General features: G+C 51.6%; 24 protein-coding genes and 1 pseudogene. 3 read left to right on the top strand and 22 right to left on the bottom strand.

Features of this window, described 5'->3' with window-relative positions:
- The 3 genes from NT002_14640 to NT002_14630 all read right to left on the bottom strand — a co-directional run.
- Window positions 1-861: serine hydroxymethyltransferase (locus tag NT002_14640; GenBank protein ID MCX6830501.1), on the bottom strand; the 861-nt coding region annotated here is incomplete at its 3' end.
- Between the two features lie 95 nt (window positions 862-956).
- Window positions 957-1,397, bottom strand: a complete 441-nt coding sequence (gene rpiB / locus NT002_14635; GenBank protein ID MCX6830500.1) for a ribose 5-phosphate isomerase B — start codon at window positions 1,395-1,397, stop codon at window positions 957-959.
- 26 nt (window positions 1,398-1,423) lie between these two features.
- Window positions 1,424-2,353, bottom strand: coding sequence for a branched-chain amino acid transaminase (locus tag NT002_14630; GenBank protein ID MCX6830499.1), 930 nt, complete (start codon window positions 2,351-2,353; stop codon window positions 1,424-1,426).
- Window positions 2,354-2,710: 357 nt separating this feature from the next.
- Between NT002_14630 and NT002_14625 the strand changes: the two genes are divergently transcribed.
- Both NT002_14625 and NT002_14620 read left to right on the top strand, forming a co-directional pair.
- The gene (locus NT002_14625; GenBank protein MCX6830498.1) at window positions 2,711-3,691 is read left to right on the top strand and encodes a hypothetical protein; all 981 of its coding nucleotides are present in this window, start codon (window positions 2,711-2,713) and stop codon (window positions 3,689-3,691) included.
- 310 nt (window positions 3,692-4,001) lie between these two features.
- Window positions 4,002-4,586, top strand: coding sequence for a hypothetical protein (locus NT002_14620; GenBank protein MCX6830497.1), 585 nt, complete (start codon window positions 4,002-4,004; stop codon window positions 4,584-4,586).
- 142 nt (window positions 4,587-4,728) lie between these two features.
- Here the strand turns inward: NT002_14620 and NT002_14615 are convergent, their stop codons facing one another.
- The 12 genes and pseudogenes from NT002_14615 to NT002_14560 form a co-directional block, all read right to left on the bottom strand.
- Window positions 4,729-5,871 (bottom strand): acyl-CoA dehydrogenase family protein, encoded by a 1,143-nt coding sequence (locus tag NT002_14615; GenBank protein MCX6830496.1) that lies wholly within the window; start codon window positions 5,869-5,871, stop codon window positions 4,729-4,731.
- A 1-nt stretch (window position 5,872) separates the two neighbouring features.
- Complete coding sequence (locus NT002_14610) at window positions 5,873-7,012, bottom strand: acyl-CoA dehydrogenase family protein (GenBank protein MCX6830495.1); 1,140 nt, start codon at window positions 7,010-7,012, stop codon at window positions 5,873-5,875.
- Window positions 7,013-7,021: 9 nt separating this feature from the next.
- A complete protein-coding gene (locus NT002_14605) occupies window positions 7,022-7,885 on the bottom strand; it encodes a 3-hydroxybutyryl-CoA dehydrogenase (protein MCX6830494.1) in 864 nt (287 codons plus the stop codon).
- Window positions 7,886-7,905: 20 nt separating this feature from the next.
- Window positions 7,906-9,096 (bottom strand): acetyl-CoA C-acetyltransferase, encoded by a 1,191-nt coding sequence (locus tag NT002_14600; protein MCX6830493.1) that lies wholly within the window; start codon window positions 9,094-9,096, stop codon window positions 7,906-7,908.
- Between the two features lie 187 nt (window positions 9,097-9,283).
- Complete coding sequence (locus tag NT002_14595; GenBank protein MCX6830492.1) at window positions 9,284-9,964, bottom strand: hypothetical protein; 681 nt, start codon at window positions 9,962-9,964, stop codon at window positions 9,284-9,286.
- A 49-nt stretch (window positions 9,965-10,013) separates the two neighbouring features.
- Window positions 10,014-10,505 (bottom strand): hypothetical protein, encoded by a 492-nt coding sequence (locus NT002_14590; protein ID MCX6830491.1) that lies wholly within the window; start codon window positions 10,503-10,505, stop codon window positions 10,014-10,016.
- Window positions 10,502-12,016 carry an acetyl-CoA carboxylase biotin carboxylase subunit gene (locus tag NT002_14585; protein ID MCX6830490.1) on the bottom strand — a complete coding sequence of 505 codons (1,515 nt, stop codon included), beginning with the start codon at window positions 12,014-12,016 and terminating at the stop codon, window positions 10,502-10,504. The genes NT002_14590 and NT002_14585 overlap by 4 nt, the downstream gene beginning before the upstream one ends.
- The gene (locus NT002_14580) at window positions 12,017-12,805 is read right to left on the bottom strand and encodes an enoyl-CoA hydratase-related protein (GenBank protein ID MCX6830489.1); all 789 of its coding nucleotides are present in this window, start codon (window positions 12,803-12,805) and stop codon (window positions 12,017-12,019) included.
- A gap of 10 nt (window positions 12,806-12,815) precedes the next feature.
- Window positions 12,816-14,423, bottom strand: coding sequence for a methylcrotonoyl-CoA carboxylase (locus NT002_14575; protein MCX6830488.1), 1,608 nt, complete (start codon window positions 14,421-14,423; stop codon window positions 12,816-12,818).
- Window positions 14,424-14,506: 83 nt separating this feature from the next.
- Window positions 14,507-14,902, bottom strand: a complete 396-nt coding sequence (locus tag NT002_14570; GenBank protein ID MCX6830487.1) for a Zn-ribbon domain-containing OB-fold protein — start codon at window positions 14,900-14,902, stop codon at window positions 14,507-14,509.
- Entirely contained in the window at window positions 14,902-16,062 is a 1,161-nt protein-coding gene (locus NT002_14565; protein MCX6830486.1) for a thiolase domain-containing protein, read from the bottom strand. Before NT002_14565 ends, NT002_14570 begins: the two co-directional genes overlap by 1 nt.
- A gap of 13 nt (window positions 16,063-16,075) precedes the next feature.
- A pseudogene (locus tag NT002_14560) lies at window positions 16,076-17,125 on the bottom strand (hydroxymethylglutaryl-CoA synthase).
- Between the two features lie 1,326 nt (window positions 17,126-18,451).
- Between NT002_14560 and NT002_14555 the strand changes: the two are divergent.
- Window positions 18,452-18,997, top strand: coding sequence for a hypothetical protein (locus NT002_14555; GenBank protein ID MCX6830485.1), 546 nt, complete (start codon window positions 18,452-18,454; stop codon window positions 18,995-18,997).
- Window positions 18,998-19,050: 53 nt separating this feature from the next.
- Here the strand turns inward: NT002_14555 and NT002_14550 are convergent, their stop codons facing one another.
- The 7 genes from NT002_14550 to NT002_14520 all read right to left on the bottom strand — a co-directional run.
- A complete protein-coding gene (locus NT002_14550; GenBank protein ID MCX6830484.1) occupies window positions 19,051-19,197 on the bottom strand; it encodes a hypothetical protein in 147 nt (48 codons plus the stop codon).
- Window positions 19,198-19,308: 111 nt separating this feature from the next.
- Window positions 19,309-20,397 (bottom strand): molecular chaperone DnaJ, encoded by a 1,089-nt coding sequence (gene dnaJ, locus NT002_14545; GenBank protein MCX6830483.1) that lies wholly within the window; start codon window positions 20,395-20,397, stop codon window positions 19,309-19,311.
- Between the two features lie 246 nt (window positions 20,398-20,643).
- Entirely contained in the window at window positions 20,644-22,542 is a 1,899-nt protein-coding gene (gene dnaK, locus NT002_14540; GenBank protein ID MCX6830482.1) for a molecular chaperone DnaK, read from the bottom strand.
- A 97-nt stretch (window positions 22,543-22,639) separates the two neighbouring features.
- Complete coding sequence (locus NT002_14535; protein MCX6830481.1) at window positions 22,640-23,083, bottom strand: Hsp20/alpha crystallin family protein; 444 nt, start codon at window positions 23,081-23,083, stop codon at window positions 22,640-22,642.
- 209 nt (window positions 23,084-23,292) lie between these two features.
- Window positions 23,293-24,162, bottom strand: coding sequence for a HEAT repeat domain-containing protein (locus NT002_14530; GenBank protein MCX6830480.1), 870 nt, complete (start codon window positions 24,160-24,162; stop codon window positions 23,293-23,295).
- A complete protein-coding gene (locus tag NT002_14525) occupies window positions 24,089-24,997 on the bottom strand; it encodes a hypothetical protein (GenBank protein ID MCX6830479.1) in 909 nt (302 codons plus the stop codon). Before NT002_14525 ends, NT002_14530 begins: the two co-directional genes overlap by 74 nt.
- A gap of 98 nt (window positions 24,998-25,095) precedes the next feature.
- A partial coding sequence (locus NT002_14520; GenBank protein ID MCX6830478.1) for a PQQ-binding-like beta-propeller repeat protein occupies window positions 25,096-26,215 on the bottom strand: 1,120 nt, incomplete at its 5' end.

The raw sequence follows: 26,215 nt of genomic DNA, 5'->3' as shown, positions 1-26,215 counted from the left end.
CTCGACGATTCTTTTCTGGTATTCTTTGAATTCATCGGTCAGAGCTTCTTTGAGAGCCACCGCCTTGGCAGCGATAATATGCATCAGCGGGCCGCCCTGAATACCGGGCATGACCGTCCGGTCAAGATCGGCGGCATATTTCTCTTTGCACATCACCATCCCGCCGCGCGGGCCGCGCAGTGTCTTGTGAGTAGTCGTGGTGACAAAATCGGCATATGGCACCGGCGAGGGGTGCAGTCCGGCGGCCACCAACCCAGCAATATGGGCGATATCGACCATCAAATATGCGCCGCAAGCATCGCATGCCTCACGGAACCTCTTGAAATCGAGTGTCCGAGGATAAGCCGAGGCTCCCGCCACAATCATTTTGGGCTGAATTTCCCTGGCCTGAGCCACCAGTTTATCATAGTTGATAACCTCGGTATCTTTATCCACCTGATAAGAATGAAACTGGAACAGCTTTCCGGAAAAATTAATTGGATGGCCGTGGGTCAGGTGCCCGCCATGCGAAAGATCCAGCCCCATCACCTTATCGCCGAGATTGAGCACGGTGAAATAGACCGCCATGTTCGCCTGCGAACCGGAATGCGGCTGAACATTGACATGCTCGCAGCCAAAAAGCTGTTTGGCCCGATCTCGCGCCAAATTCTCGGCCACATCGACAAATTCACACCCGCCGTAGTACCTTTTGCCGGGATACCCCTCGGCGTACTTATTGGTCATGATGCCGCCGGCCGCCTCAAGCACCGCCTCGGAGACAAAATTCTCCGATGCAATCAACTCCAGCTTGTCCGATTCGCGATTGACCTCATTCAGTATCGCATTATAAATTTCAGGATCGACCTTTTTCAGGTAAGACATAATTAATCACCTTCTATATTCATGCTCATATTAATGGCGGGCTGCTTGGAGTTGCAAACCCGCCGGGATTTTCGTGATAATTTTCTATTCTCTCTCTAACCTTCCTCGGCCTCGGAGATTTTTCTGAGCCGTCGCTCGTGACGTCCCCCCTCAAAGGAGGTTTCCAGCCAGGTTCTGACAATGCTCTCAAGGTCTTTTTCGGCGATATATTTCTGTGACAGGGTCAAGACATTGGAGTCATTATGGAATCTGGCGTAATAGGCCATATCTTTATTCAAGCACAATGTGGCGCGGACTCCTTTGACCTTATTGGCGGCAATCGTCATCCCGTTGCCGGTCCAGCAGACCGCCACTCCCCTATCGGCCTCACCCGAGGCCACCGCCCGGGCGACTTTGATCCCGTAATCGGGATAGTCAACCGAGTCCTTCGTATCTGTCCCAAAATCAATTATCTTGTGACCAAGAGATTGAAGAATCGCTTTAACCTCATTTTTCATCTCAATTCCGGCATGATCGGAACCGACCGCTATTTTCATGACTCAACCTCCTTTACGGAAATACCCTATCGGCGCGGGACATAGGTCAGCCAGCCGTAGATATCCTCGGCGCGACCTTCCAAAATTTCAAAGAACCGGGCCTGAAGTTTCCCCGTAATCGGGCCGCGGCGTCCTTCGCCGATAATTATCCCATCAATCTCTGATATCGGCGTTACCTCGGCGGCCGTGCCGGTAAAAAATACCTCATCGGCAATATAGAGCGCCTCGCGCGGGATATTCTCTTCGATAACCTTGATTCCCATATCGTCCGCCAACTTGATAATGGTGCGGCGGGTGATCCCGGGGAGTATCGAAGCCGAAAACGGCGGTGTCACCAGCACACCATTGCTGACAATAAATATATTCTCGCCGGAACCCTCGGAAACATTGCCATTGACATCAAGTGCAATCCCCTCAACACAGCCGCGCGCGAGTGCTTCCATTTTGATTAACTGCCCGTTCATATAGTTCGCGCCAGCCTTGGCCATCATGGGGGTCGTGTTAGGGGCGTTGCGATTCCATGAGGAAACACATACCTTCACCCCTTTTTCCATCGCTTCCGGGCCGAGATATTTACCCCAGTTCCAGGCGGCAATAGCAAAATCAATCGGGCATTTCCCCGGATCGACTCCGAGCGAATCATACCCCCGATAAACCACCGGGCGAATATAGCAATCTTCCAGATTATTTATGGCAACCAGCTCCAGTACGGCATCAAATATCTGCTTTTTGGTATATGGAATGACCATTCGATATATTTTGCAGGAATCCCAGAGTCGGTCAATATGTTCCGTCAGACGAAAACAGGCCGGCCCTTTGGGCGTTTTGTAACATCTTTGCCCCTCGAAAATCGATGAACCATAATGAACTACATGAGAAAGCACATGGATTTTGGCGTCATCCCAGTGCACCATTTTGCCGTTCATCCAGATATACTCAACCTTATTAAAAGCCATGATTCCTCCTGCAATGAGAGAAGCGGTTTTTCGTATTTTCTGCTGAAAATATATGGCATGAGGGGACTTATTTCAACCAAAATGAAAGAAAATTATTCTTTGGTTTGTGAATTTTTTCGCGAAGTAGAAATGATTGTTTTCCGCAGACTTTGCTGATATATTTGGGCAAAATCAGGAAGAAGAAAGGCGCCGGAAAAAGTCGGCAATAGTATGAAAAAGGTGATCGGAATTGATAAATGGGACAGGATTCCATGAGGAGGTTTAAATATGCAATCAAGCTGTTTGACATGGAGATTGATAATAACCGTCATTTCTCTATTTGTTGCCGGGCAGATAAGTTTCGCTGAGGGAGGTATCATGAGCTACTCCGACAAGAATATTTACGCCGAGAACAACCAGACTGCAAAAGCGCCGATGTCGGGGGGCAACCAATATGATTTAGTCTTTGCATCATACGCCGAGGATACTTCCGATGTACGCAGCCTTCTGGCTTGTGTTGAAAGCGTAAGAGCATTTGCCGGAAAATTCAGCAAGGCGCCATTCTGGATTTATATGCCCGATTCTCTCCTTCCGGCCGCGAGAGGCATTTTCGAAAAGGTGCCGGGAATCAATGTGCAGCTTAGGGCCGGCAGTGCACCGGAGGAATCAAACAACTTCTTTTTTGGCGGCAAGCCGTTCGCTGCTGCCAAGTGCGAACAGGAAGCCGCAGGAAAAACAGCCGTTCTGGTCTGGATCGACACCGATACCATTTTCCTCGGTGAGCCGGTAGATTTCATTCTGGGAAAAGGCATCTGCCTTAAGTACCGCCCCGTCATGCACAAGAATATCGGATTATTGTACAGCGACCCTCTTGACTCATTCTGGGGCCGCGCTTTCGAGAAGCTGTCGGTTGCAGAATCGTCATTATTTCCCATGACAGCCGCGGCCGGCGGCGCGACGCTCAAGCCGTATTTCAACGCCGGACTCCTGGTGCTTAATCCCGAATGCGGATTGCTTGAGGTTTGGGCGAATCACTTTCAGACCCTGTATCAGGATTCGGCGATTATTGCACTCTCCAAACAGGATCGGAAAAAGAACATATTCCTTTTCCAGGTGGCTCTCACTGCGGCGATTCTGAATAAGTTCAAGCGAACTGAAATGGTTGAGTTGTCGGATAAATACAACTATCCGATATTCTTTGATGAAATGTTCGGTGCTCCGAGACCCTTTGATTCCATTGAGGGTGTAATAACCATGCGCCATGAGGGGTATTTCCGAAACCCCGCGCCCGATTGGGAGCAGAAACTCAAAGGCCCAAAGGACAGAATCGCCTGGATAAAGGCGCATTTGGTTGAATAGGGAAAAGTCGCACCCCCGCTCATTCCGCTTAAGAGGGACTTCGGGTGGAACTTCGACCTGCAAGCCTCAAGGAAAGTATTTGCTCTGGCTATTGAAATCTGCAACTACTATTTTTACTTTACAGGTCGTGACAATATTTGGTGGATTCGAAGATTATGAGCAGAGAGAGCTTTCGACCGTGGGGAACTGAGTTTTTTGATTGGTTGTGATGATGACTAAATTGCCTGGTATTCTTAGACGCCTTAGAGACGGCTTCAAGTCGAGAGGATTTGCTTATTTACCACAGGCTATTCTTTCCCGGCTGCCTCGCTTGCTGTACTTTTATGATCGCCAACTGCTTACGGTTACCAATGGCTTTGATATCCCGGTGCGGCATTATGCCGACTACGAACTTCAACAAATCACCGAAGAGGAACTACCCAAACTGACCGGAGTTCCTTTTTCCATCAGGAGGGCGGGACGCGAACTCCGCGGGGGAAGTATCTGCTTTGCGGTCACCAAGGCGGGCCGCCCGGTAGCGTGGCGATGGGCCGCCACCGGCACGCTTTATATCTCCTATGGCAATACGGTCGTGCATACCGGTGATAACGGCTACTACAGCTATCGCCTTGAAACGATCCCGGAAGAACGTTTCAGGGGACATGTCAATGCGATCTTTATGGCCATGCAAAGCTACTTTGCGGCCTCAAATCGTACCCGGGACTATACTCTTATATCAATGAGTAATATTCCGAATCTCAGAATGCACATGCGATGCGGTTTCAAGACTGTCGGCAGAACCACCGTGCTGAATATTCTCGGCCTGCATTTCTGCTTCTATAAGCAATGGCCGTTTCATACGAAACGCTGGACACTGACTCTCGGAAAAACACCGAAAGGGATGCGCGCCCTATAGGAAAAATGTCGAAACCCCCCCGAATTCCACCGTCGGCGGAATTCGGGGGGAATTTCGGTCTGCAATCTATTGCTACAAGCTATTGCGGTACATAGAAAAGGGCGAACGGAGGTTCGCCCTTAAGATGCTATTTATATTGCTTCTACTGAACCGATTTAATCAGTTCGCGCGCGATCACCAGCCGCTGGATTTCGGAGGTCCCCTCCCCTATCTCGCAAAGCTTGGCATCACGCCAAATCCGTTCGGCGGGATATTTGCCCGAATAATATCCGACCCCACCCAAAATCTGAATGGCGCGCGAGGCTGTACGGGTCGCTACCTCACCGGCATACAGTTTCGCCATCGCCGAGTCCTGACCGAACGGCACTCCGGCATCTTTCTTGGCGCTGGCGCCATACACCAGGTAACGTGCCGCCTGAATTTCGGTGGCCATGTCGGCCAGAAGCCACTGTACTGCCTGAAACTCGCAGATCGGTTTGCGGAACTGTTGCCGCTCGGTAGAATACTTAAGGGCGCAGTCAAGCGCCCCCTGCGCCAGACCGAGCGCCATCGCGGCAATCGAAATCCGTCCGCCATCAAGGGTGATCATGAACTGTTTGAATCCCTCGCCGAGTTTCCCCAGTTGGTTTTCTTTCGGAATTTTCAGATCCGTGAAATGCATAAAAGCGGTATCGCTTCCGCGCAAACCCATTTTGTTTTCTTTCTTGCCGATATCGTAACCCGGCCATCCCTTTTCGAGGATGAATGAAGATATCGCTTTCACGCCCGGTTCATCGGAGGTGCGCGCGGTAGCAATGGAAGCAAAGGAGTATGAAACAGAGGTAATAAAGCACTTGGTGCCGTTCATTATCCAGTGGTCACCATGCAGTTCGGCATGCGTTTTGGTGGCGCCGGCATCGGAACCGGCCTCGGGCTCGGTCAGCCCGAAAGCGATCAGTTCCCCTTGTGTACCACGGGGTAGGTACTTCCGGCGCTGCTCCTCGGTGCCGAACTTGTAGATGGGGAACAGCCCCAGCGAATTATGGGCGGCAATCGTGATGCCGGTCGAGCCGCAGACCCGCGAGAGTTCCTCGACAGCGATGGAATAACAGATTGTATCGACCGGGGTCCCGCCGTACTGTTCCGGAACCACCATCCCCATCAGACCCATCTCGGCCAGCGCTTTCAGGTGCCGGCCCATGAATTCCTGTTTCTCATCCAACTCGACGGCGTACGGCGCGATTGTTTCGAGAGCGAAAGCGCGGATCTTCGCTCGGAATTCCTGATGTTTTTTCTCCAGAAGCATTTTACTCCTTCAGGAGATCGCGAGCGATCACCATTTTCTGCGCCTCGGTTGTACCCTCATACAGTTCGCAAACGCGGGCATCGCGGAAATACCGCTCGACCGGATACTCTTTCATATAGCCGTACCCGCCGTGAATCTGCACGGCATCATTGACGACATGATTGGCCATCTGGCTGCAGAACAGTTTCGACATGGAGGCTTCCCGCTGGATACTCTTCCCCTCATCTTTCAACTGTGCCGCCCGATAGCCGAGGAGACGTCCGGCATCAATGACGGTGGCCATATCGGCCAGCTTGAACTGTATCGCCTGAAAATTGGCAATCGGCTGTTTGAACTGCTTGCGCTCTTTGGAATACTTGATGGATTCTTCCAGCGCCGCCCGGGCAATCCCGACCGACTGGAACGAGACCCCGATACGGCCGGAGTTGAGAATGGTCAGAGCCATTTTGAATCCGGCGCCCCGCTCGCCGATCATATTTTGTTTAGGGACATTGACATCGAGGAAAGATATTTCGCGCGTATCGGAGGCGCGCATGCCGCACTTTTTCTCTTTGGCGCCGACACCAATGCCCGGCGTGTTGCTTTCGATAGCAAAACAGGAGATGCCCTTGTTCCCCAGGGACGGATCGGTCACGGCAAAAACGATCAGAATTCCGGCGAAGCCGCCGTTGGTCACAAAAGTCTTGGTGCCGTTGACCATGAAATGGTCACCCTTATCCTCGGCGGCGGTGGCGATACTGGCAACATCGGTACCGGCATTCGGCTCGGTGACGCAGTAGGAGCCGACCAGCCCGGTCGCCAGTTGCGGAAGATATTTATCCTTGAGATAATCGGAGCCGAATTTGTAGATGATTTCGCCGCAGAGCGAGTTCTGCACCGACATCAGAATGCCGACCCCGGCGCAGGCGGCGCAGATTTCCTCGAGGGCGCCGCAGAAACTGACCGTGGAGAGTCCCAGGCCGCCATATTTTTCCGGCAGCATCATACCGAGATAACCGAGTTCGGCCATTTCGTCGATCAGTTCGCGCGGGACACCATCTTCCTCATCGAATTTGAGCGCATTGGGAATCAGCCTTTTCCGGGCGAAATCCCGGGCTGTCTCCTTGATCATCAGGTCGTCTTCAGACAGATAAAAATCCATAAAAACTCCTTATTTTTCGTAAACGAAAAAGCCGCGGCCGGTTTTTCGACCCAGGTATCCGGCCTGCACCATTTTCCAGAGAAGCGGGCAGGGACGATATTTCGAATCGGAAAATCCGACGTACAGTACCTCCATGATGGCCAGGCAGACATCAAGGCCGATGAAGTCGGCCAGGGTAAGGGGTCCCATGGGATGGTTCATACCGAGCTTCATGACGGTATCGATATCCTCGGCGGAAGCGACCCCCTCCATCAGGGCATAAACGGCTTCATTAATCATCGGCATCAGTATCCGATTGGAAATGAATCCGGGATAATCATTGACCTCGACCGGAGTCTTTCCCAGTTTAAGCGAGAGGTCGCGTATCAATTGAAAAGTATAATCGCTGGTGGCGATGCCTCTGATGAGCTCGATCAGCAGCATCATCGGCACGGGATTCATGAAATGCATCCCGATAACCCGATCCGCACGCTTCGTGGTGGCAGCCATCTGGGTAATCGGCAAGGAGGATGTATTCGATGCGAGGATGACCTCGGGACCGCAGATATTATCCAACTCTTTGAATATCTTCAGTTTGGCCTCGAGATTTTCATAAATCGCCTCAATGACCACCTGAGCCGTTTTGACATCATGCATGTCGGTAGTGATTCTGATCCGACTGAGGATGGCCGTCTTATCCTGCTCGGTGATTTTCTCTTTTTTCACCATTCGGTCAAGATTGGCTGTTATAGTTTTGATTGCTCGACCCAGCAGTTCATCCGTGGTGTCGACCAAAACAACATTGTAACCGCACTGGGCACATACATGGGCGATACCGTTGCCCATGGTGCCGCCCCCGATGATGCCGATTATTTTAATATCGTCCAGACCCATTCTTATGTTCCTCATTGATGTCAAATCATCTCAATTGCCAGGGCCACGGCATGGCCGCCGCCGAGACAAAGAGTTGCCAGTCCGTTCTTCTTACCTCTGTCTTTAAGGGCATAGATAAGAGTGGTCAAAACGCGGGTTCCGGAGGCTCCGATGGGGTGTCCCAGAGCTACGGCGCCGCCATGCACGTTAACGCGGTTCCAGTCCCAGCCAAGTTCCTTGCCGTCGGCCAGCGCCTGCACCGAAAAAGCCTCGTTGGCTTCAATCAGGTCAAAATGATGAACATCGACCCCCATCTTGCCGCAGAGTTTCCGGACGGCATGAATAGGGGCGAAGAAGAGAAGTTCCGGTTCGGTGCCGGCGGTAGTGTATTCAATAATTCTGGCCATCGGGGTCAGATTATTCTCCTTAAGGAATTTCTCAGATACCACGACACAGGCGGCGGAACCATCATTCAGTCCCGGGGCGTTTCCGGCCGTGACGGTACCATCCTTTTCAAAAGCCGGTTTCAATTTGGCCAGGCCTTCCATGGAGATATCGGGGCGCGGGCATTCATCTTTTTCGAACTTGAGCGGGTCGCCCTTCTTCTGCGGAATCTCGACGGAGAATATTTCCTGTTTGAATTTACCACCCTGTATTGCGGCAATCGCTTTCTTGTGGGAATTATAGGCGAATTCATCCTGTTCCTGCCGAGAGATACCGGCTTTGCGGGCGGTCAATTCCGCGGCCGAGCCCATATGCCAATTTTTGAAGGCGCACCAGAGACCATCGAGAACCATAGAATCCTGGAGTTTTTTGTCACCAAATTTCAGACCGGCTTTGGCGCCGTGGAGAACATAAGGGGTGCCGGACATCGACTCCATACCACCGGCAACGATACAGTCCTGATCGCCGGCCCGTATCGATTGAGCGGCCAGCATGACCGCTTTAAGACCTGAGCCGCAGACTTTATTGATGGTAAAGCAGGCGATCTCGGTCGGGATGCCGGCATTCATAGATGCCTGGCGGGCGGGCGCCTGGCCAACCCCGGCCTGAACCACATGCCCCATAATGATTTCATCAATTTTCTTAGGGTCGATTCCAGCTCTCTTGACGGCCTCTTTGATGGCCAAACCGCCAAGCTGGGTTGCCGTAAAACCGCTCAGGCCACCCAAAAACGTTCCGATGGCAGAGCGGCAGGCCGACACGATGTAAGCTTCATTTCTGTTAGGCATTTATTCCTCCAGGTTGTTTTGTTTAGTCTATATAATTCTTAAATTTATGACTCGCGGCGACCGAAAGCAAGTGAAAGTTATCACAATCCGGGATTTATCCCATATTTTCAAAAAGATTATTTTCCAGGGGGCATGGGTGCCAGCCCGGTGATCGGGTGATGTAATGGGCAAGGCTCTCAGGGATGAGTCAATCTGATTCTTCCTGAACAATCCTTTTTTCGATGCCGCCTAAAATCTCATCCATCTCGGCCATACTTGGGTGCCCGCGGAACTGATAGATAGAAGGCTCTGCCTCCAGAAAGACAAAACGGAGAAGTTTCAGTGACTCTTTGACTGGCTTGATGATATTATTTTTGGAAAAGATCAGGGTTTTCGGTTTGAAATGGATAAAGGCATCGCGCCAGTCTTTTATTTCCTGAATTGCTTTCTTGGCCTGAGGAGTTAGTTTAAACCTCTTCCCGCAGAATTCCTGCGCCATCCAGTTATTGCTCTGGCATTTGGCAAAGGCTTCCTCGAAACCGATCAGTTGGGCTTTATCCCCATAGAGATATTTGTCGCGGAGCTTAGATATTTCCGCGTCGGAGATTCTCTGTTTGCGGCCGGCGGCTTCGGCCTTTTTTTGAGCAATGATTCTTTCCACTCTCTCGACATTGTAAGCATTGCCCAGATTATCCCAGGTCATGACGGTGATGACCATGCTATAGAAAGCGCTGGAGTAGCAGATGGCAATCCATTTCCAGCGATATTCGATATCCCGATTTTCAAGGAAATAGAGCACCTTCTTGAGATAATCGGTGGCGTTGGTTAATTCGTTGATAGCGATGCCGTCTTCGGCGCCGACTTTATTGGATTTTGGTTCGTTTTTCATTTCAGTTTTGCCTGAAAAGACAACCGGGAATTTTCGGGAGAGGGGCCGGTCAAATTTCCAGCTCAATTATCGGGATTTCGGTTCCGACCTGCTCGCCATCCTTGAAGTTGATTTTCTTGACCGTCCCGGCCGAGGGTGAATTGACCTGGTTTTCCATTTTCATGGCCTCAACAATCACCATGGGTTGTTTTTCGGCGACCTTCTCACCCTCTTTAACCAGCAGTTTCACAATTTTCCCCGGCATGGGCGCGAAAATTTTATCCTTTTCGCCGGCGTGGCCGCCCGCCGCCGACGCCGAGGTACCATCCTCGGAGGGGATGGCCAGCTCCAGGAGGAGGCCGTCGATATCAAGATAAGATTTTTCATTTTGCACAATACAATAGACAGTTTTCTTGACACCATCCAAAAGCACGTTGTACTTCCCGGATGAAACCTCGGTGACCAGATATTTGTTTTCGCCGACTGTTACCTCAACACCGGAAGCGCCGGGGTTGGCCTTCGTTTCGATAGTTTCTTCTTTATGCCGGAATTGGTTGATCATTTGGTTATCCTCATGCCGATTTCCCAGGGGCCTATGGTCTGCCAGGGTGAGAGAGCTTTTTCTCTACGGATTGATGTCGTTGCCTGCGGCTTGCGCAGTATAGCCACCGATGATACTGCCGCCGCCAGTTCCACCGCCGGAACCATATCGACGTTTCTATCGCACATATTTTTATCGATGAAATCAGTATATGTCCGCCCGGCCTTAAACTCGGGATGATTCAGGATATCAATCATGAACCGCCGCGATGTTTTTATCCCCAGAATCTTATAGTCCTTGAGGGCGTTTATCATTTTGCTGATGGCCAGTTCCCGACTGGGAGCATAAACGATCAGTTTGGCCAGAATCGGATCGTAATCGACACCAACCACCGAGCCTGATTTTATGCCGGAATCAACTCTGATTCCCGGGCCGGCAGGCTCCTCATAAAAGAGAATGTCGCCCGAAGAAGGGAGAAAATTATTCTCGGCATCCTCGGCGTAAATACGGCACTCTATAGCATGGCCGCGTTGAGTCGCTTTGAGCACGTAATCGGAGATTTTCTCTCCCGCGGCAATACGAATCTGCTCGACGACGATATCAACGCTGGTAGTCATTTCGGTAATGGGATGTTCGACCTGCAGACGGGTATTCATTTCGAGAAAATAGAAACCACCGTTCTTGTCGAGGAGGAATTCCACTGTGCCGGCATTGCGGTATCCGGCGGCGGTAGCGACGCGCACCGCCGCGGCTCCCATCTGGGCGCGAAGGGCCGGGGTCAGGGCGGTCGAAGGTGTCTCTTCAATTATCTTCTGATGTCTTCTCTGTATAGAACATTCGCGCTCGAAGAGATGAATAGCATTGCCGTGATTGTCGGCCAGAACCTGGAATTCGATATGACGGGGATTTTCGATGTACTTTTCAAGATAGACGGTATCATCCCCGAAAGCGTTTTTGGCCTCGCGCATGGCCGCTTCAACGGATGACTGGAGGTCTTCTTTGCGATGCACAACTCTCATCCCCTTACCGCCACCGCCGGCGGCGGCCTTAACGAGAATTGGATAGCCGACCTCATGAGCCGCCTTCTCGAACATTTCCAGATTGGCGCCGGCGGTTTTCATGCCGGGAATAATCGGAACTCCGGCGGTCGCCATCTTTATACGGGATTGGATTTTATTACCCAGAAGCCGCATCGCCTCGGCCGATGGCCCGATAAAGACTATTCCCGCTTTCTCGCAGGCCTCGGGAAAGAGAGGATTCTCAGCCAGAAATCCGTATCCGGGATGGATAGCATCGCAGTTATGGGCCAGAGCGGTCTCGATGATTTTTTCGATGTTGAGGTATGATTCGCGAGGGGCGGGCGGCCCGATTTCGGCGGCGGCTTCGGCCGCCAGAACATGCACCGAATTTTTATCGGCGCTGGAGAAGACCGCCAGCGTCGGGATATCGAGAAGGCGGCAGGCGTTGATAATCCTGACTGCAATCTCGCCACGATTGGCCACGAGGATTTTCTTGAATGATTTATGCGCCATTTATTCCACCGTCCATTTGGGTTTTCGTTTATCAAGGAAGGCGTTCATTCCCTCCTGCCCTTCCACCGATATTCTCAATCTGGCAATCATCTCGGCCGTGAAAGGTTTGTATTCCTTTTCGGTCATACGGGGAACCGCGGACACGAGCCGTTTGGCGACAGCCATGGCCGCCGGCCCAGATGATTTAATCATCACCAGAAGGTCATTCACCGCTTCTTCCAGTTTATCGTCAGAAACGAAACGATTGACCAGGCCGACCTGGAACGCCTTTTCGGCGTTCATTCTTTCGCCGGTGATGAAAAACTCCCGCGCCTTTCCCTCCCCTATTTTCTTGACCACATAAGGCCCTATGCAGGCGGGCACGAGACCGATTTTCACTTCGGAGAATGAGAACTTGGCTGATTCGGCGGCGATAGCGATATCGCAGACCGCCACAAAACCGACCCCGCCGCCAATGGCGGCGCCGTTTATCTTCCCAATTACCGGACAGCGGAAATTATAAATGAGAGCGAATAACTCGGCCAGGGCATTTGATTCCTTGAGATTCTCATCAAAAGACTGGGTAATAACGCGCTTCATCCAGTTCAGATCGGCCCCGGCGCAAAATGATTTCCCTTCGCCGGAAAGAACGATGGCACGGAGTTCCTTCTCCCGGTCCAGTTCCCGGAACAGATCGGTCATCTCATAGATGACGGTATCGTTAAAAGCATTGTGGACATCGGGACGGCAGAAATCGATCCGGGCGACATTATCCGCCATTCGGTATTTCAGAGTAATATAGCTTTTCACTGCAGTCTCCTTACATTCTGAAGACGCCGTATTTCTGGTCGGGGATATCGGCGTTGAGCGACATGGCAATGGCCAGCCCCAGCGCCTCGCGCGTCTCGTTCATGCCGACAATGCCGTCATCCCAGAGACGAGCCGTGGAAAAGTATGGCGACGATTCGCTTTCGTACTTATCGATAATCGGCCGCCGGATTTCCTCGATGTCTTCGGGAGTGAGTTTGCGGCCGTCGCGTTCGAGCTGGTTGATTTTAACCGTCGCCAGAACATCGGCCGCCTGCTCGCCGCCCATGACACATATTTTGGAGTTGGGCCACATCCAGAGGAGCCGGGGGAAATATCCGCGCCCGCACATGGCATAGTTGCCGGCGCCGTAAGAACCGCCGACAATGACGGTGAATCGCGGCACCTGGGCATTGGCCACGGCGTGCACCAGCTTGGCGCCATCGCGGGCAATTCCGCCCGCCTCGTACTGCCGTCCGACAATGAAACCGGTGATATTCTGCAGGAACAATAGCGGTATTTTGCGGATAGTACAGAGTTCGATAAAATGCGCGCCTTTAAGGGACGATTCCGAGAAAAGGACGCCGTTGTTCGCCAGTATGCCGACGGGGTAACCCATTATCCGGGCGAAGCCGCAGACGAGAGTGATACCATACAGCTCCTTGAACTCATGGAATTTGGAGCCATCGACCAAGCGGGCGATCAGTTCGCGAATATCATACTGTTTGCGGATATCATTGGGCACGACACCATACAGCTCTTCCGGGTCATAGTAAGGGTCTTCCGGCTCGGCCAGACCCAATTCGAATTTAGGAGGACGATTCAGATTTTCGATAATATTCCGGCAAATAGCAAGAGCATGCTTATCATCCTGCGCATAGTGGTCGGTGACACCGGAGACGCGGCAGTGAACATCGGCTCCGCCCAGATCCTCGGCGGTGACCACCTCGCCGGTGGCCGCTTTCACCAGCGGCGGGCCGCCGATGAAAATGGTCCCCTGCTTGCGGACAATGACGGTTTCATCGGACATGGCGGGAAGGTACGCACCGCCCGCCGTGCAGGAACCGAGCACGACCGAAATCTGCGGAATCCCCTTGGATGACATACGGGCCTGATTATAAAAAATCCGCCCGAAATGGTCCTTATCGGGGAAAACGCCTGATTGCAGCGGCAGATAAATGCCGCCGGAATCGACCAGATAGACACAGGGAAGGTTGTTTTCCTCGGCGATTTGCTGGGCGCGGCCATGTTTGAGGATGGTGATGGGATAATACGTTCCTCCTTTGACGGTGGCATCGTTGGCGATCACCATCACCTCGCGGCCGTGCACGATACCGATGCCGGTGATAATTCCGGAAGCGGGAGCATCGTTATCGTACATATCATAGGCGGCCATAGTGGAAAGTTCGAGAAAGGGAGTGTTTTTGTCGAAGAGGAGGCCGACGCGGTCGCGGGTGAGGAGTTTGCCCCGTTCCAGATGCACTTTGCGGGCTTTCTCCGTGCCTCCCTGCTTGATTCGCTCCAGCCGTTCTTTGAGAATGAGATGCTGTTCTTTGTTCTTCTGGAAATTCTCTTTATAAGCGGCGGAAGCGGTGTCTATTTTTGTTTCTATTCTGTACATTTGTACCCCATCCCGGAAAAGTTAGGATAACCAAGTATCGGCAGGGATGATTTGCATCATCCCTGCTTTCCAGCTGCCTTTCATTAGTACCACTTAGGTACAAATTTATAACCGTAGCTCAGGACACCCTGATGACCGTCGGTCTGGACGCGCCGGAACTCGATCCGGATTTCCGTTCCGACAGCCAGCTTGTCCACGTCACAGTCGGTGATCTGGGCCAGGAGTTTCACCCCGTTGATCAGCTCGGCGATGCCGATGGCGTACGGGGCCTGATCGACAAACTGCGAGGGGGCGACCAGGATAACACTGAAAGTGATCAGTTTTCCTGTATCGGGCAGAGTTACTTTCTCGAATTCGCGATGGCCGCAGACCGGGCAAATCAGACGGTATGGGAAAACAATCTTGCCGCATTTCTTGCATTTGCCGGCCTCAAGCCGGTAACGATGCGGGTATTCTCTATGCGAACGTGCAGGAAACATCAGGCCACCTCCAATATATGCACCAAGGTTGAACCGCCGGAACCGCCCATGTTCTGGGTCATACCGATTTTCGGGCGCTTCTTGAGCTGGCGGCCGTTTTCGGCCGTGCCGCGAAGTTGTTTGACCACTTCGATCACCTGCGCGACGCCGGTAGCGCCGACCGGATGACCTTTGGATTTGAGACCGCCGGAAGTATTAATCGGGAGTGACCCTTCGAGGCCGGTCTCCCCTTTCACGGCTGCCTCGCCGCCCTTGCCGGGGGCGAAAATGCCGAGCGATTCGGTGACAACTATTTCGGCGATGGTAAAGCAATCGTGCACCTCGGCGAAATTGATATCCTTGATGCTCTTGCCGGCCATTTTCAGCGCTTTTTCGGCGGCAACGGTGGTAGACAGAAGCGTCGTCATATCATCGCGCGAATGAAGGGCGATAGAATCGGTGGCATGACCGGAACCGATGATTTTGATTATCGGCTTGCCCAGTTTCTTCGCAATATCGACCGTGGTCAAAATTACAGCGGCGGCACCATCGGTAATCGGCGAGCAATCCATAATTCTCAGAGGACTGGCGACCATAACCGATCCCTCGACCTCCTCACGGGTAGTCTTGAAGGGGTACTGGGCGAATGGGTTCATCGAGCCGTTGAAATGATTCTTTACGGCGACGGCCGAAAGCATTTCACGGGTGGTCCCATATTTCTGCATATGGGCTGTTGCCATCAGAGCGTAAAGTCCGGGGAAAGTGGCGCCATGGAACACTTCATATTCCTGGTCGGCTGCCGTAGCCAGCGCATAAGTAGCGCCATCACCCGAAACATCAGTCATTTTTTCCACGCCGCCGGCCAGAACGATATCAGAAAAACCGGAGGCAACCTCGATAAAAGCGGTGCGGAAAGCCAGCCCGCCGGAGGCACAGGCCGATTCGACCCGGGTGGCGGGAAGGTTTTTATATCCCAAATAATCGGCCAGGAGAGAACCGAGATGCTCCTGTCCGACAAAGAGGCCGCCGGTCATGCAACCGACGGTCATGGAATCGAGGTGATCGACACCGGCGTCATCAATGGCCGCCAGAGCCGCCTCGACAAATATATCCCGAAGCGATTTTTCCCAGAGCTCGCCCCATTTGTTCATCCCTACGCCTATAACTGCTACATCTCTCATCGTGAGTCACCTCCTAATCATTCTTCAGGATTTTATGCCGGAATTTGGCATAGGTTCCATAGTCGACAAAGAACAGTTTATCATCGAGGTGCTTTCTGTTTCGAACCGCCTTATCGCGGGCCTAATTTATGCGATCGGTTACTTTCCAGACAAACCCGTCGGAGCCGGCGCCGGAACCATAAGAGACCATCATAATCATATCGCCCGGCTTGGCAATATCCAAAGTAGCGGTCAGGCCAATGGGGGAAGCACCGGAATAGGTGTTGCCGAGAGTGGGCGTTAGCAGGCCCGGCTCGAACTGTTCTTTGGTGAATCCGAGCATTTTGCCGACCCTTACGGGGAATTTGCCGTTCGGCTGATGAAAGACGACATAATTGAAGTCGGTCGGTTTCATGCCGGCTTTTTTCATCAGACCGTTGGCGCAGCCGAGGCTGTGTTTGAAATAGGCCGGGTCGCCGGTAAAGCGGCCGCCATGCTGGGGATAGAATTGGTATTCGCGGCGCCAAAAATCAGGGGTATCGGTCATATAGGAATAGGTTTCGATCACCTCGGCAATGACATTTTCGGCACCCATGATAAAAGAGGCGGCGCCGGCAGAGGCGGAATATTCCAGCGCATCACCGGGCGCGCCCTGGGAGGTATCGGCGCCGATGGCGAGGCCATATTTGATATAGCCGGATTTGACCAGCCCCAGGCAGACAAACATCGCCTCAGAGCCGGCCTTGCAGGCAAACTCAAAATCGGCGCAATGAATTTCCGGAGTAGCGCCGATAGCCTCGGCAACGATGGTGCCGGAGGGCTTCACCGCATACGGTTTAGATTCGGAGCCGATATAAATGGCGCCTATTTCGGCCGGGTTGATATTCCCGGCCCTTTTCAGAGCATTCTTGGTCGCTTCGACCGCCAGAGTAATAGAATCCATGTCCGGCGGTGGGACCGATTTCTGGGTCAGCATCAATCCTTTTTTGTAGCTGGGAGCATCGGCCCCCCAGACCTTGGCGATTTCCTCGACCCGGATTCGGTGTCTTGGGATATGAGCTCCATACCCGACAATACCTACCATAAGATTTCCTCGCTGTATAAGTTAATAATTCTCATATTCGAATGTCCTTGCGGGGTTTTCCCCGTCTAAAAGATAAATAATATAAGCGATTGCCGCTGATTGGCAAGGGGTTTTGGCGGGATATTTTTAAGGCGGCGACCGGAAAATCTGTTGCGTTTTGTGCGGGGAAACATTAATATATTGTTTCTAAATATCATGGGTGATAATGTGATTTACGCTTATTTCCTAAATTGGGGCCGTCTGGTGTACGTAGCCCCATGAATGGCCTATAAGAAGGAGGTCTTCGTGTTGATCCGTATAATACACGTGCGTAAATGGCTGAGTCGGCATCAAGAGACTGAAGGAACTGGCTTTACTGCTCCTGCGGTGCGATATTCGGGGGCGGCTTATACCGGCAGAAATCAAGAAGCCCGCATCTTATGGGGATCAATCTAATTATTGTTAGGCATCGACCATCATGTTTACAAGGAGATACAAGAAAACAAATAAAGTGTCCATCCGGCCGTTTTGTTTAACAAATGCGGCACGCATGAATTCATAAAATCCTTAGATAACAAGGAGCATGTATGTTAGAATTTAAACACGACTGGAAACAGTGGCAGCAGATCCCATTTAACGAGAAACGCATCGAAAGAATACTCTTAAATCCGGAGCAATGGAGGATGCCTGGCCCTCTTAAGAAAGCGATTAAGGACAGAAATCAAACAGTTTATGTCATTTCTGGGGTCCACAGAGACGGAGCGCCAGGGACATCTCGTGTAGACCCACAACCACATATAACCCTTTCATATAATAATCAGACATATCATGTCCGGCTCACTCTTGATGGCGGAATCTTAGAGGTCACCACTTGATAACGCGTGACATGTTACAGTCGTAGGACGCGGTTAGAAACGAACGGTACCATCTTGCATCCAAAGGTGTGGTTCACAAGCTCAGCACATCCTACTATAATTTGTGACATGCTCGAACGAACATGCCCAACCCTTCACTCCAGCGGACATTGCTAACGCTCCACCGCTGAGCTCTACCGTTACAACCTCACCGGACCTGAAGGCGTAGGGTTCCTGATCCAGCATGTCACAACGACGGTGACTCTATCCACGTCAGAATGGGACCATAGCATTCCGCTTTCCGCAGCCGTACTTGTCTCCGCATGCTCAGCAAACCGATATCAGACCGCAAACGAGATTCATCAGCATCCCGATAGGCATCGAGGGGCCTATTGCAGTTTTCACCTTCGCGACAGAATCGGTCGGAAACGACATTATAAAATATCCCCCTTTTCCGTTGCCAAATATTATCTTAGATTTTATGGGAATAAGAGTGATTCCAATTCTCTCGTTTATTCTGATCGCTGTAGGCATATATTCGGCGTTTAGCCAGGAGCCGGACAGCAGTAATAGTATTTATTATGCCGGGCAGACCTTTGTAAGCCGGATCACCGCCCCGAAAGGTTGGGTCATTGATCTTGAGAACGCTCAAGCTGACGGGCGCTCGGCCGCCTGTTATCCAACGGGGCAGAAATACTATGATTACGACCGCATTGTCTATATCTGGATTTTCAAAAGAGACTCGCTCTCATTTCGAGAGTTTCTTACGGCTGATTCGGCAAGGTACTTAAAGAAATATCCCGGAGTAGCCTTTAGAAAGAAGGATTCTTTGGTACTTGCTGAAGACAGGAAAATATGCTTTATGGAAACCGTCGATCCCGGAGGGAAATCCAATATCGCGACGGTGGCATATGCTGACGCCGGGACGGAGACGATTGTCTTTGAACTCAATATAACCAGACCGGTGCTTTTTGCCGAGACCGAGTCGGTATTCATACAGATGCTCAAGAAATTCTCCCAGACAAGAAGAGAGGAATGATTCTGCCTCAAATAGGGGAGCAACGCAAATTCCTATACCATATCATGTCGGTACTATGCTGAAATCAGACCGTCATCCTGTTTCAGCAGGGCCGCCAGAAGATGCACCGGCATCACCTGCGGGTGCGACTCCGACTGGGCCAGTTGCTTGGCATAGGTAAGGGCATCGGTCGAGCGTTGGGTCAGTTTATTCAAATCCATATTCATTCACCTTAGCATTCTTGAACTATCTCTAAAATCATAGTAACATCTATTCCCCGGTGATGTCGCCTGCTGTGTTTAAAAGAGAAAGCCGCAGGTGTAATCCGCCGACTACATCGTCTTGGCCAACTCTTCCAGCAACTCTTTCTGGCGCGGGGTGAGATCTTTCGGAACATCGATGTTTACCTCTACATACTGGTCACCCTGAGTGCCGTCTACCGCCAACCCCTGCCCTTTCAGACGAAGCAATGTCCCATGTTTCGTTCCCGGCGGGATCGAAAGGTTAACCTCTTTAGTCAGGGTCTTAACCGTCACTTTGCACCCCAGCACCGCCTGCGGGAAACTTATCTGCACTTTCGTGTAGATATCATTCCCTTTCCGCTCGAACTGCTGATTTTTTTTCACATTCACGGTAATAATCAAGTCTCCATTGGGGCCGCCGTGCGAGCCGGGATACCCCTGCCCGCGAAGACGCACCTTGCCGCCGCTTTCAATGCCGGCGGGAATATTCACTGCAATTTTACGTTTCGCTTTCACTTGTCCGGAGCCGCCGCAAGTGTGGCATGGTTTTCCGGGAAGAGCGCCTTTGCCCAGACATTTCGGGCAGGGACGCGAAACGGCGTAAGCGCCCTGCGAATAACTGACCGTACCCCGCCCGCCGCACTGCGGGCAGGTGCTTTTACCGCTCCCCGGATCAGCGCCGGTCCCGCCACAAACCTGACAGCTTTCTGGTTTATTCAGAGTGATGGTTTTCTTCGTCCCCGAGATCGACTCCTCGAAAGTAATATCAAGACTCAGGCCGAGATCATTGCCGCGCGCCGGTGCATCTCTTCTTCGGCCTGACTGCTGAAAGATATTATCATCACCGAAGATGGAGCTGAAGATATCGGCAAAAGAACCGAATCCGCCTCCCTCGGTGCGAAACATATTCTCAAACTGGGAAGTATCAAAACCGCCCGACTGCGCCTGCCGCGGATCGAATCCGCCATACCGACGCATCATATCATACTGCTGGCGTTTCTGCTGGTCGCCGAGAACATCATATGCTTCGGAAATCTCTTTGAAACGGTTCTCGGCATTCTTATCGCCTTTATTTCGGTCGGGATGATGCTGCTTGGCCAGCTTCCGGAAGGCCTTTTTTATCTCTTCCTGAGAGGCATTTTCCGGGACGCCTAATACGTTGTAAAAATCTCGCGCCATTAACGAATCACGTCTGCCTTTCCTGGAGAATATGCGACCTTCTACTTTACGATATTCTAAATCCTTTGTCAATTATTGTCAGGACTGATTGAAAGAGGTCAATGATCATTGCGAGTTCCGTTCCGGGGAGACGGAATGGGCGAAATCATCCCGATTTCGCCTCGGTGCGAAAACGGGATTGCTTTGCGGGCCTCTGCCTCCGGCAGAGGCCTCTCGCAATGACCGCGCCAGATTTCCAAAAACCCTCTAGTTTACCACCTCAAAGTCGGCATCGACCGGGCTGCTGTCAGATTTCTTGTCATCGGCTGAGGTACTGGCCGAAGTATGTCCCGCATCCGATCCGGGAGGATTCTTCTGGTACATTTTCTCTGCAGCACTATGCCAGAGTTGATTCAAAGCTTCGACTGACGATTCCATTTCGGCCAGGTTGTCGCTCTTAAGCGCCTCCCTGACCCTGCTTATTCCCGCTTCTATTTTGGCTTTGTTATCAGGATCAATCTTATCCCCAAATTCTCTTAGGTTCTTCTCGGCCTGGAATATTGCGGCGTCGGCGTTGTTATGAACATCGACTTTGTGCCTTTTCTCTTTGTCTTCGGTCTCATGGCTCTTGGCATCGTTGACCATTTTCTGAATATCCGTCTCGGTAAGGCCGGAGGAGGCCTCGATTCTGACATTCTGCGACTTGCCGGTCGCCATATCTTTGGCGGTGACATTCAGAATACCGTTGGCGTCGATATCGAAAGTGACTTCAATCTGCGGGATGCCGCGAGGCGCCGGCGGGATACCATCAAGTATGAATTTGCCGATGGTCTTGTTATCGATTGCCATCTCTCGCTCCCCCTGAAGAACATGGATATCCACAGCGGTCTGACTGTCGGCGGCGGTAGAGAAAACCTGCGACTTACGCGTTGGAATGGTTGTGTTACGTTCAATCAGTCGGGTCGTTACTCCGCCAAGAGTCTCGATACCCAGCGAAAGAGGAGTAACATCGAGAAGCAGGACATCTTTCACGTCGCCCACCAGAACACCGCCCTGTATGGCGGCACCGACGGCAACTACCTCATCGGGGTTGACACTCCGGTTCGGCTCCCGGCCGAAAAGTTTTCGCACCAGGTCGATGACCTTTGGCATGCGAGTCATGCCGCCGACCATAACGACCTCATTGATATCCGAGAATTGCAGCTTTGCATCGGCAACGGCCTTGCGGCACGGTTCAAGCGTGCGGTCGAGAAGATCCTCGACCAACTGCTCAAATTTGGCTCTGGTGAGACTCAGGTTGAGATGCCGGGGGCCGCTGCTGTCGGCGGTAACGAAAGGCAGATTTATATTGGTTTCCATGGTGGAAGAAAGTTCAATCTTGGCCTTCTCGGCCGCCTCTTTCAGGCGCTGAAGGGCCATTGGGTCGCGGGACAGATCAATTCCGTCCGTTTTCTTGAATTCCGTTATCAGCCAGTCGATAACTCTCTTGTCAAAATCATCTCCCCCTAAATGGGTGTCACCGTTAGTGGAAAGAACCTCGTACACCCCTTCGGAGAGTTCAAGGACAGAGATATCGAAAGTCCCGCCGCCAAGATCATAGACGGCGATTTTGCCGACTTTCTTCTTATCCAGACCGTACGCCAAAGCCGCGGCGGTCGGTTCATTGATTATTCGTTTTACATCTAGTCCGGCGATCCTCCCGGCATCTTTGGTCGCCTGACGCTGCCGGTCGTTGAAATAAGCCGGCACAGTGATTACAGCTTCGGTCACCTTCTGACCGAGGTAATCCTCGGCCGTCTTCTTCATCTTGGTGAGGACCATGGCCGAAATTTCCGGCGGGGCATATTGTCGGCCGCTCATCTCGATTACGGCATCGCTGTTATCATTAGCGATCACCTTGTAGGGGAAGTTTTTGACCTCCTCCCGAACCTCATCATATTTTCTTCCCATAAACCGCTTGACAGAGAAGATCGTATTGAGAGGATTAGTGACCGCTTGTCTTTTGGCGATCTGACCGGTCAGGCGCTCCCCATTCTTGTCGATGGCCACCACGGAGGGTGTCGTCCGGGTTCCCTCTGAATTGGCAATTACCACCGGGTCATTTCCCTCAATGACCGCCACACAGGAGTTGGTGGTACCCAAATCTATTCCGATTATTTTCCCCATTTTAGTTTCATCCTTTCTTACCTTGTGTCGAATAAAAACGGGCGAATCTGCCGACCCGCCCGTTCACCGATTGCCAACTACCCGATCTGACGCAAACTTAATTTACGGCAACTTTGATTTCTTTCGGTTTGGCTTTCTCCGTTTTGGGCAGAGTAATGGTCAATAGCCCATTCTTATAATCTGCGCCGATCTTCTCCACGTCCAGATGGTCGGGAAGCGTGAATGAACGGGAGAAGGTGCCGGTAATGAGTTCCGTTCGAATGGAACTGGATTCCTTGTTCTCGGTCGCGGCTTTCCGCTCGCCGGAAATAGTCAGCACGCCGTCTTCGACAAAGACCCTGACCTCATCCTTCTCCATCCCGGGGATTTCCACGACGACGGTCATATTTTCCTTGTCTTCCGTGATGTCGACGCGGGGAACAAAGGCCTGATTATTCAGGGAACGGACTGACGGAAAATTGAAGAACGAATCAAAGACTGAATCGAAATCTCTGCCGCATCTGGCAAAGGCTCTGTCCGGATTGTAACGCACGAGTGTCATTTTAATTAACCTCCAACTTTATTTTGTTTTTGTTTCTATTTTCATCTTCTGAATTAGTATATAACAAGCCCTGTGCCAATATTCGTATTGGCATATCATTCAATCACTTATGAATTAACTTATGAAATCAGACAAATATCGACCGCCAATATGGCATATTCATAGAGCCATATTGACATATTAATTGCCGAAATGACAGGATTGACAGACTATTTATCTTGACGATTCAGAATGTCTTCGGCTGCCTTGCTCAATCGCGAGCCGCCAAAGAAGATTTTTTGAGAGGCTGAGAGCGATTCGCTAAATTCTTTTATTTTATCGAGCGATTCCTTATCCCCTATTTTCCCCAGGGCCTTTATCGTCGCCAGCCGCAGCTCATCCCGTGAGGATCGATTCGAGGCAAGCTCGGACTGCAGTTGGGAATCAGTCAGGAGCCCGGTCAGGAACTTTCTGGCCTCTTCGCCGCCCAATCTACCTATGGTATTGATGATCTGTCCGGCCTCGGATTTGTGTTTGTGGCATAAGTCAATCAGTTCGGGGGCAATTTCGGCCTGCCCGATTAATCCGATGGCAATGATGGCGGTCTCTCTGATTTCCGGGTCGAGATCATCGGCCAGGATCAAGAGAAGGTCGGCAGCCTGCTCGCCGCCGATTTTTTCCAGAGCCCCTATGATGGCCCGGCGAATGCGCGTGTCCGGATCGGTCAACCGCTGCCGCAGCGGTTTGCAGCCCTCCGGATCCTGGAGAGCGCCGAGGACAAAAATGGAATTGCGGATGACGTACCATCTGGCATCCGGCAGTTCCCGACGGTTGGCTTCCCGCTCGAAATTGGAATTGTCTTCCATTATTCTGGTAAAGACATTCAGTGAAGATTTCCCCAGTTCGGAGAGAATTTTGAGAGCATATTGCCGGACCTGGCGCGATTCATGTGAGATAATCGAAGCGAGGGCCAGGGCCACCTCCTCGGAACCGATCGTAACCAGGATATTTTTTATATGCTGGAAATCAACATGTCGCCCCTCGACCAGTTCCCACACCAATTGGTTGATGACCTTGGCCGGTGCGCAGGAGTCGTCCAAAATGCTCCTGGAAATCCCCGGTCGAGAATTCGGCATGTCCGGAGTTAAAGGCGCTTTGCAGAAACTGATCGATTTTCTCCAGAGATTCAATTTTTATGGCACTGGCCGCGGGCAGAATTTCGGAATAGCTGTCGCGGGGAACGCCGGTCCCGGAGAGTGCATCGCCAAGGCGGCTGATTATCTCTTCCCGCTCGGGATGATAGTTCAGAGCGTTAATCAGGTTTCGGGCTTTTTCGGCCTCGGCCCGGCGCTCGCTATCGTCATTACAGGCAAGAGATTTTCCGGTTCGGTCGGTCAGAAGCTCGGCCAGCACCGCCGCATCCATCGAAGCAATTTTCTCGGGAATCAGGTGTCCGGCCAGCTTCGGATAGTAGTCATGGTCGAAGCGAAAGAGGTACTGGTCGGGGGAAAGATTTTCATTTACCAGCATATCGGCCAGTTTTTCGAAGTCGCCCCCAATAATAGTACCGAGGATGCTCCGCACGGAAAAATCGGCGACTATATCGCCCTGGAATTTTTGACCTTTTTCGAACAGATTGTCGCCGGCCGGGTTGTTAATCAGGATGGCGCTTATTTTATGCTTTTCCAGGTGCGAAGACATAAGATTCTGATAATCGGTAGTGGGGAGTCGCTTGACAAATCTTTCAAGAAATAAACTCAGATTGGTGACGGAGATACCATATTCAAAGAGGATATCACGAATATCCAGAGTCTGCATATAATCCATAATCTGGTCGGCAAAAATCGAGGACTTGAGTCGGATATTAAGGGCGTACAGGTGTCCGCCCAAGAGATGGAGGTTGAAATACCGCTTGAACCGGAAGATCTTCTCCATCAAAATTGGCGGCGATATAGAGTTCGCGGATTACCTCATGGGCCAACTCGCTGAGATTGGTATTGAGGTCGCTTTCAGTGTAACGATATTCCATCATATTAATCCTCAAAACATTGTATGGTACCATCATGCGCAGCCGCAAAGATTCGTTTTCCATCACTGATAAGCGGGAATCTGATTTCATGCTTCAGTTCGCGCTTCGACACCAGCAGCCCATTTTTCTTATCGAGGCAATAGACATTTTTATCGAGAGAGGCAAAGATCAGGTAATTGCCGACCACGATGGGAGAGGATAAAATGACGCCATTGGATTTGAACTCCCAGAGAGTCCGGCCATCGCTTTTATCCAGCGCCAGAAGTGTCCCCCCGCCGTCGCCGATAAAGACCATATTCTCATCAACCGCCGGGGAAGTCCAGACTGGCCATGGGAATTTACGTTGCCATTCCATCTCGCCGCTCTTCCTATCCAGGGCGAAGAGAATCCCGGTGGTTCCGGCCACATAGACCTTGTCATCAAGAGCCACCTTAGTGACCAACGGTTGTTTGAGGTCTATTTCAAGAATCATTTTCCCTGTCTCCGCATCATATCCTTTCAGTCGGCCGTTGTCAGTCGGGATATAGACTATTTCTTCATCGTAGCTTGGTCCGGCAATGGAACGGGCGCCGGACTGAGCCTGCCAGATAATCTTTCCATCCAGCCGGTTAAGGCAATAGACGGTTCCCGAATCGGCACAGACATACAGGCGGTTATCTATAATTATCGGCACACCGGTGACATCCTTTAAAGGAAGCGACCAGACTGTCCGCCGATTATATAAGTTGATGCAGAGGAATCGATTGCGATGCGGAGCCAGCCCCATATAGGCGAGAGAATCGAACAGCGTCAATCCGGTCTGAGCGGCAGTGCGGGTTTTAAGGCGGCCTTCTTTCCGACCGGTAAGCGAATTAAAGAAATGCAGGCGTCCTTTGCTGCCACTGAAAATCAGCCGACCGGCGCCCAGAGCGAGCGGGCCAATAGGGCCATCCTCGACTTTGCTCTCCCATTTTAGATTGAGTTGCCCTGAAAAAGGTGACTCTATGCTCCCCCGAGCCTGAACTGTATTGCGTTCAAATGGCCAGGGAGAAGGAGCAATTTCCTCGCCCCGCAGAAGCTGGAATTTTCGGCCGCATCCTGCCGTTAGCAGGATCGGTATCAGACAACCCAAAAAGATAAACTTC

The organism is Candidatus Zixiibacteriota bacterium (genome assembly GCA_026397505.1).
Lineage (GTDB): Bacteria > Zixibacteria > MSB-5A5 > GN15 > PGXB01 > JAPLUR01.
Note: the sequence above shows the minus strand (reverse complement) of the source record. Positions and strands in the feature narration are given on the sequence as shown.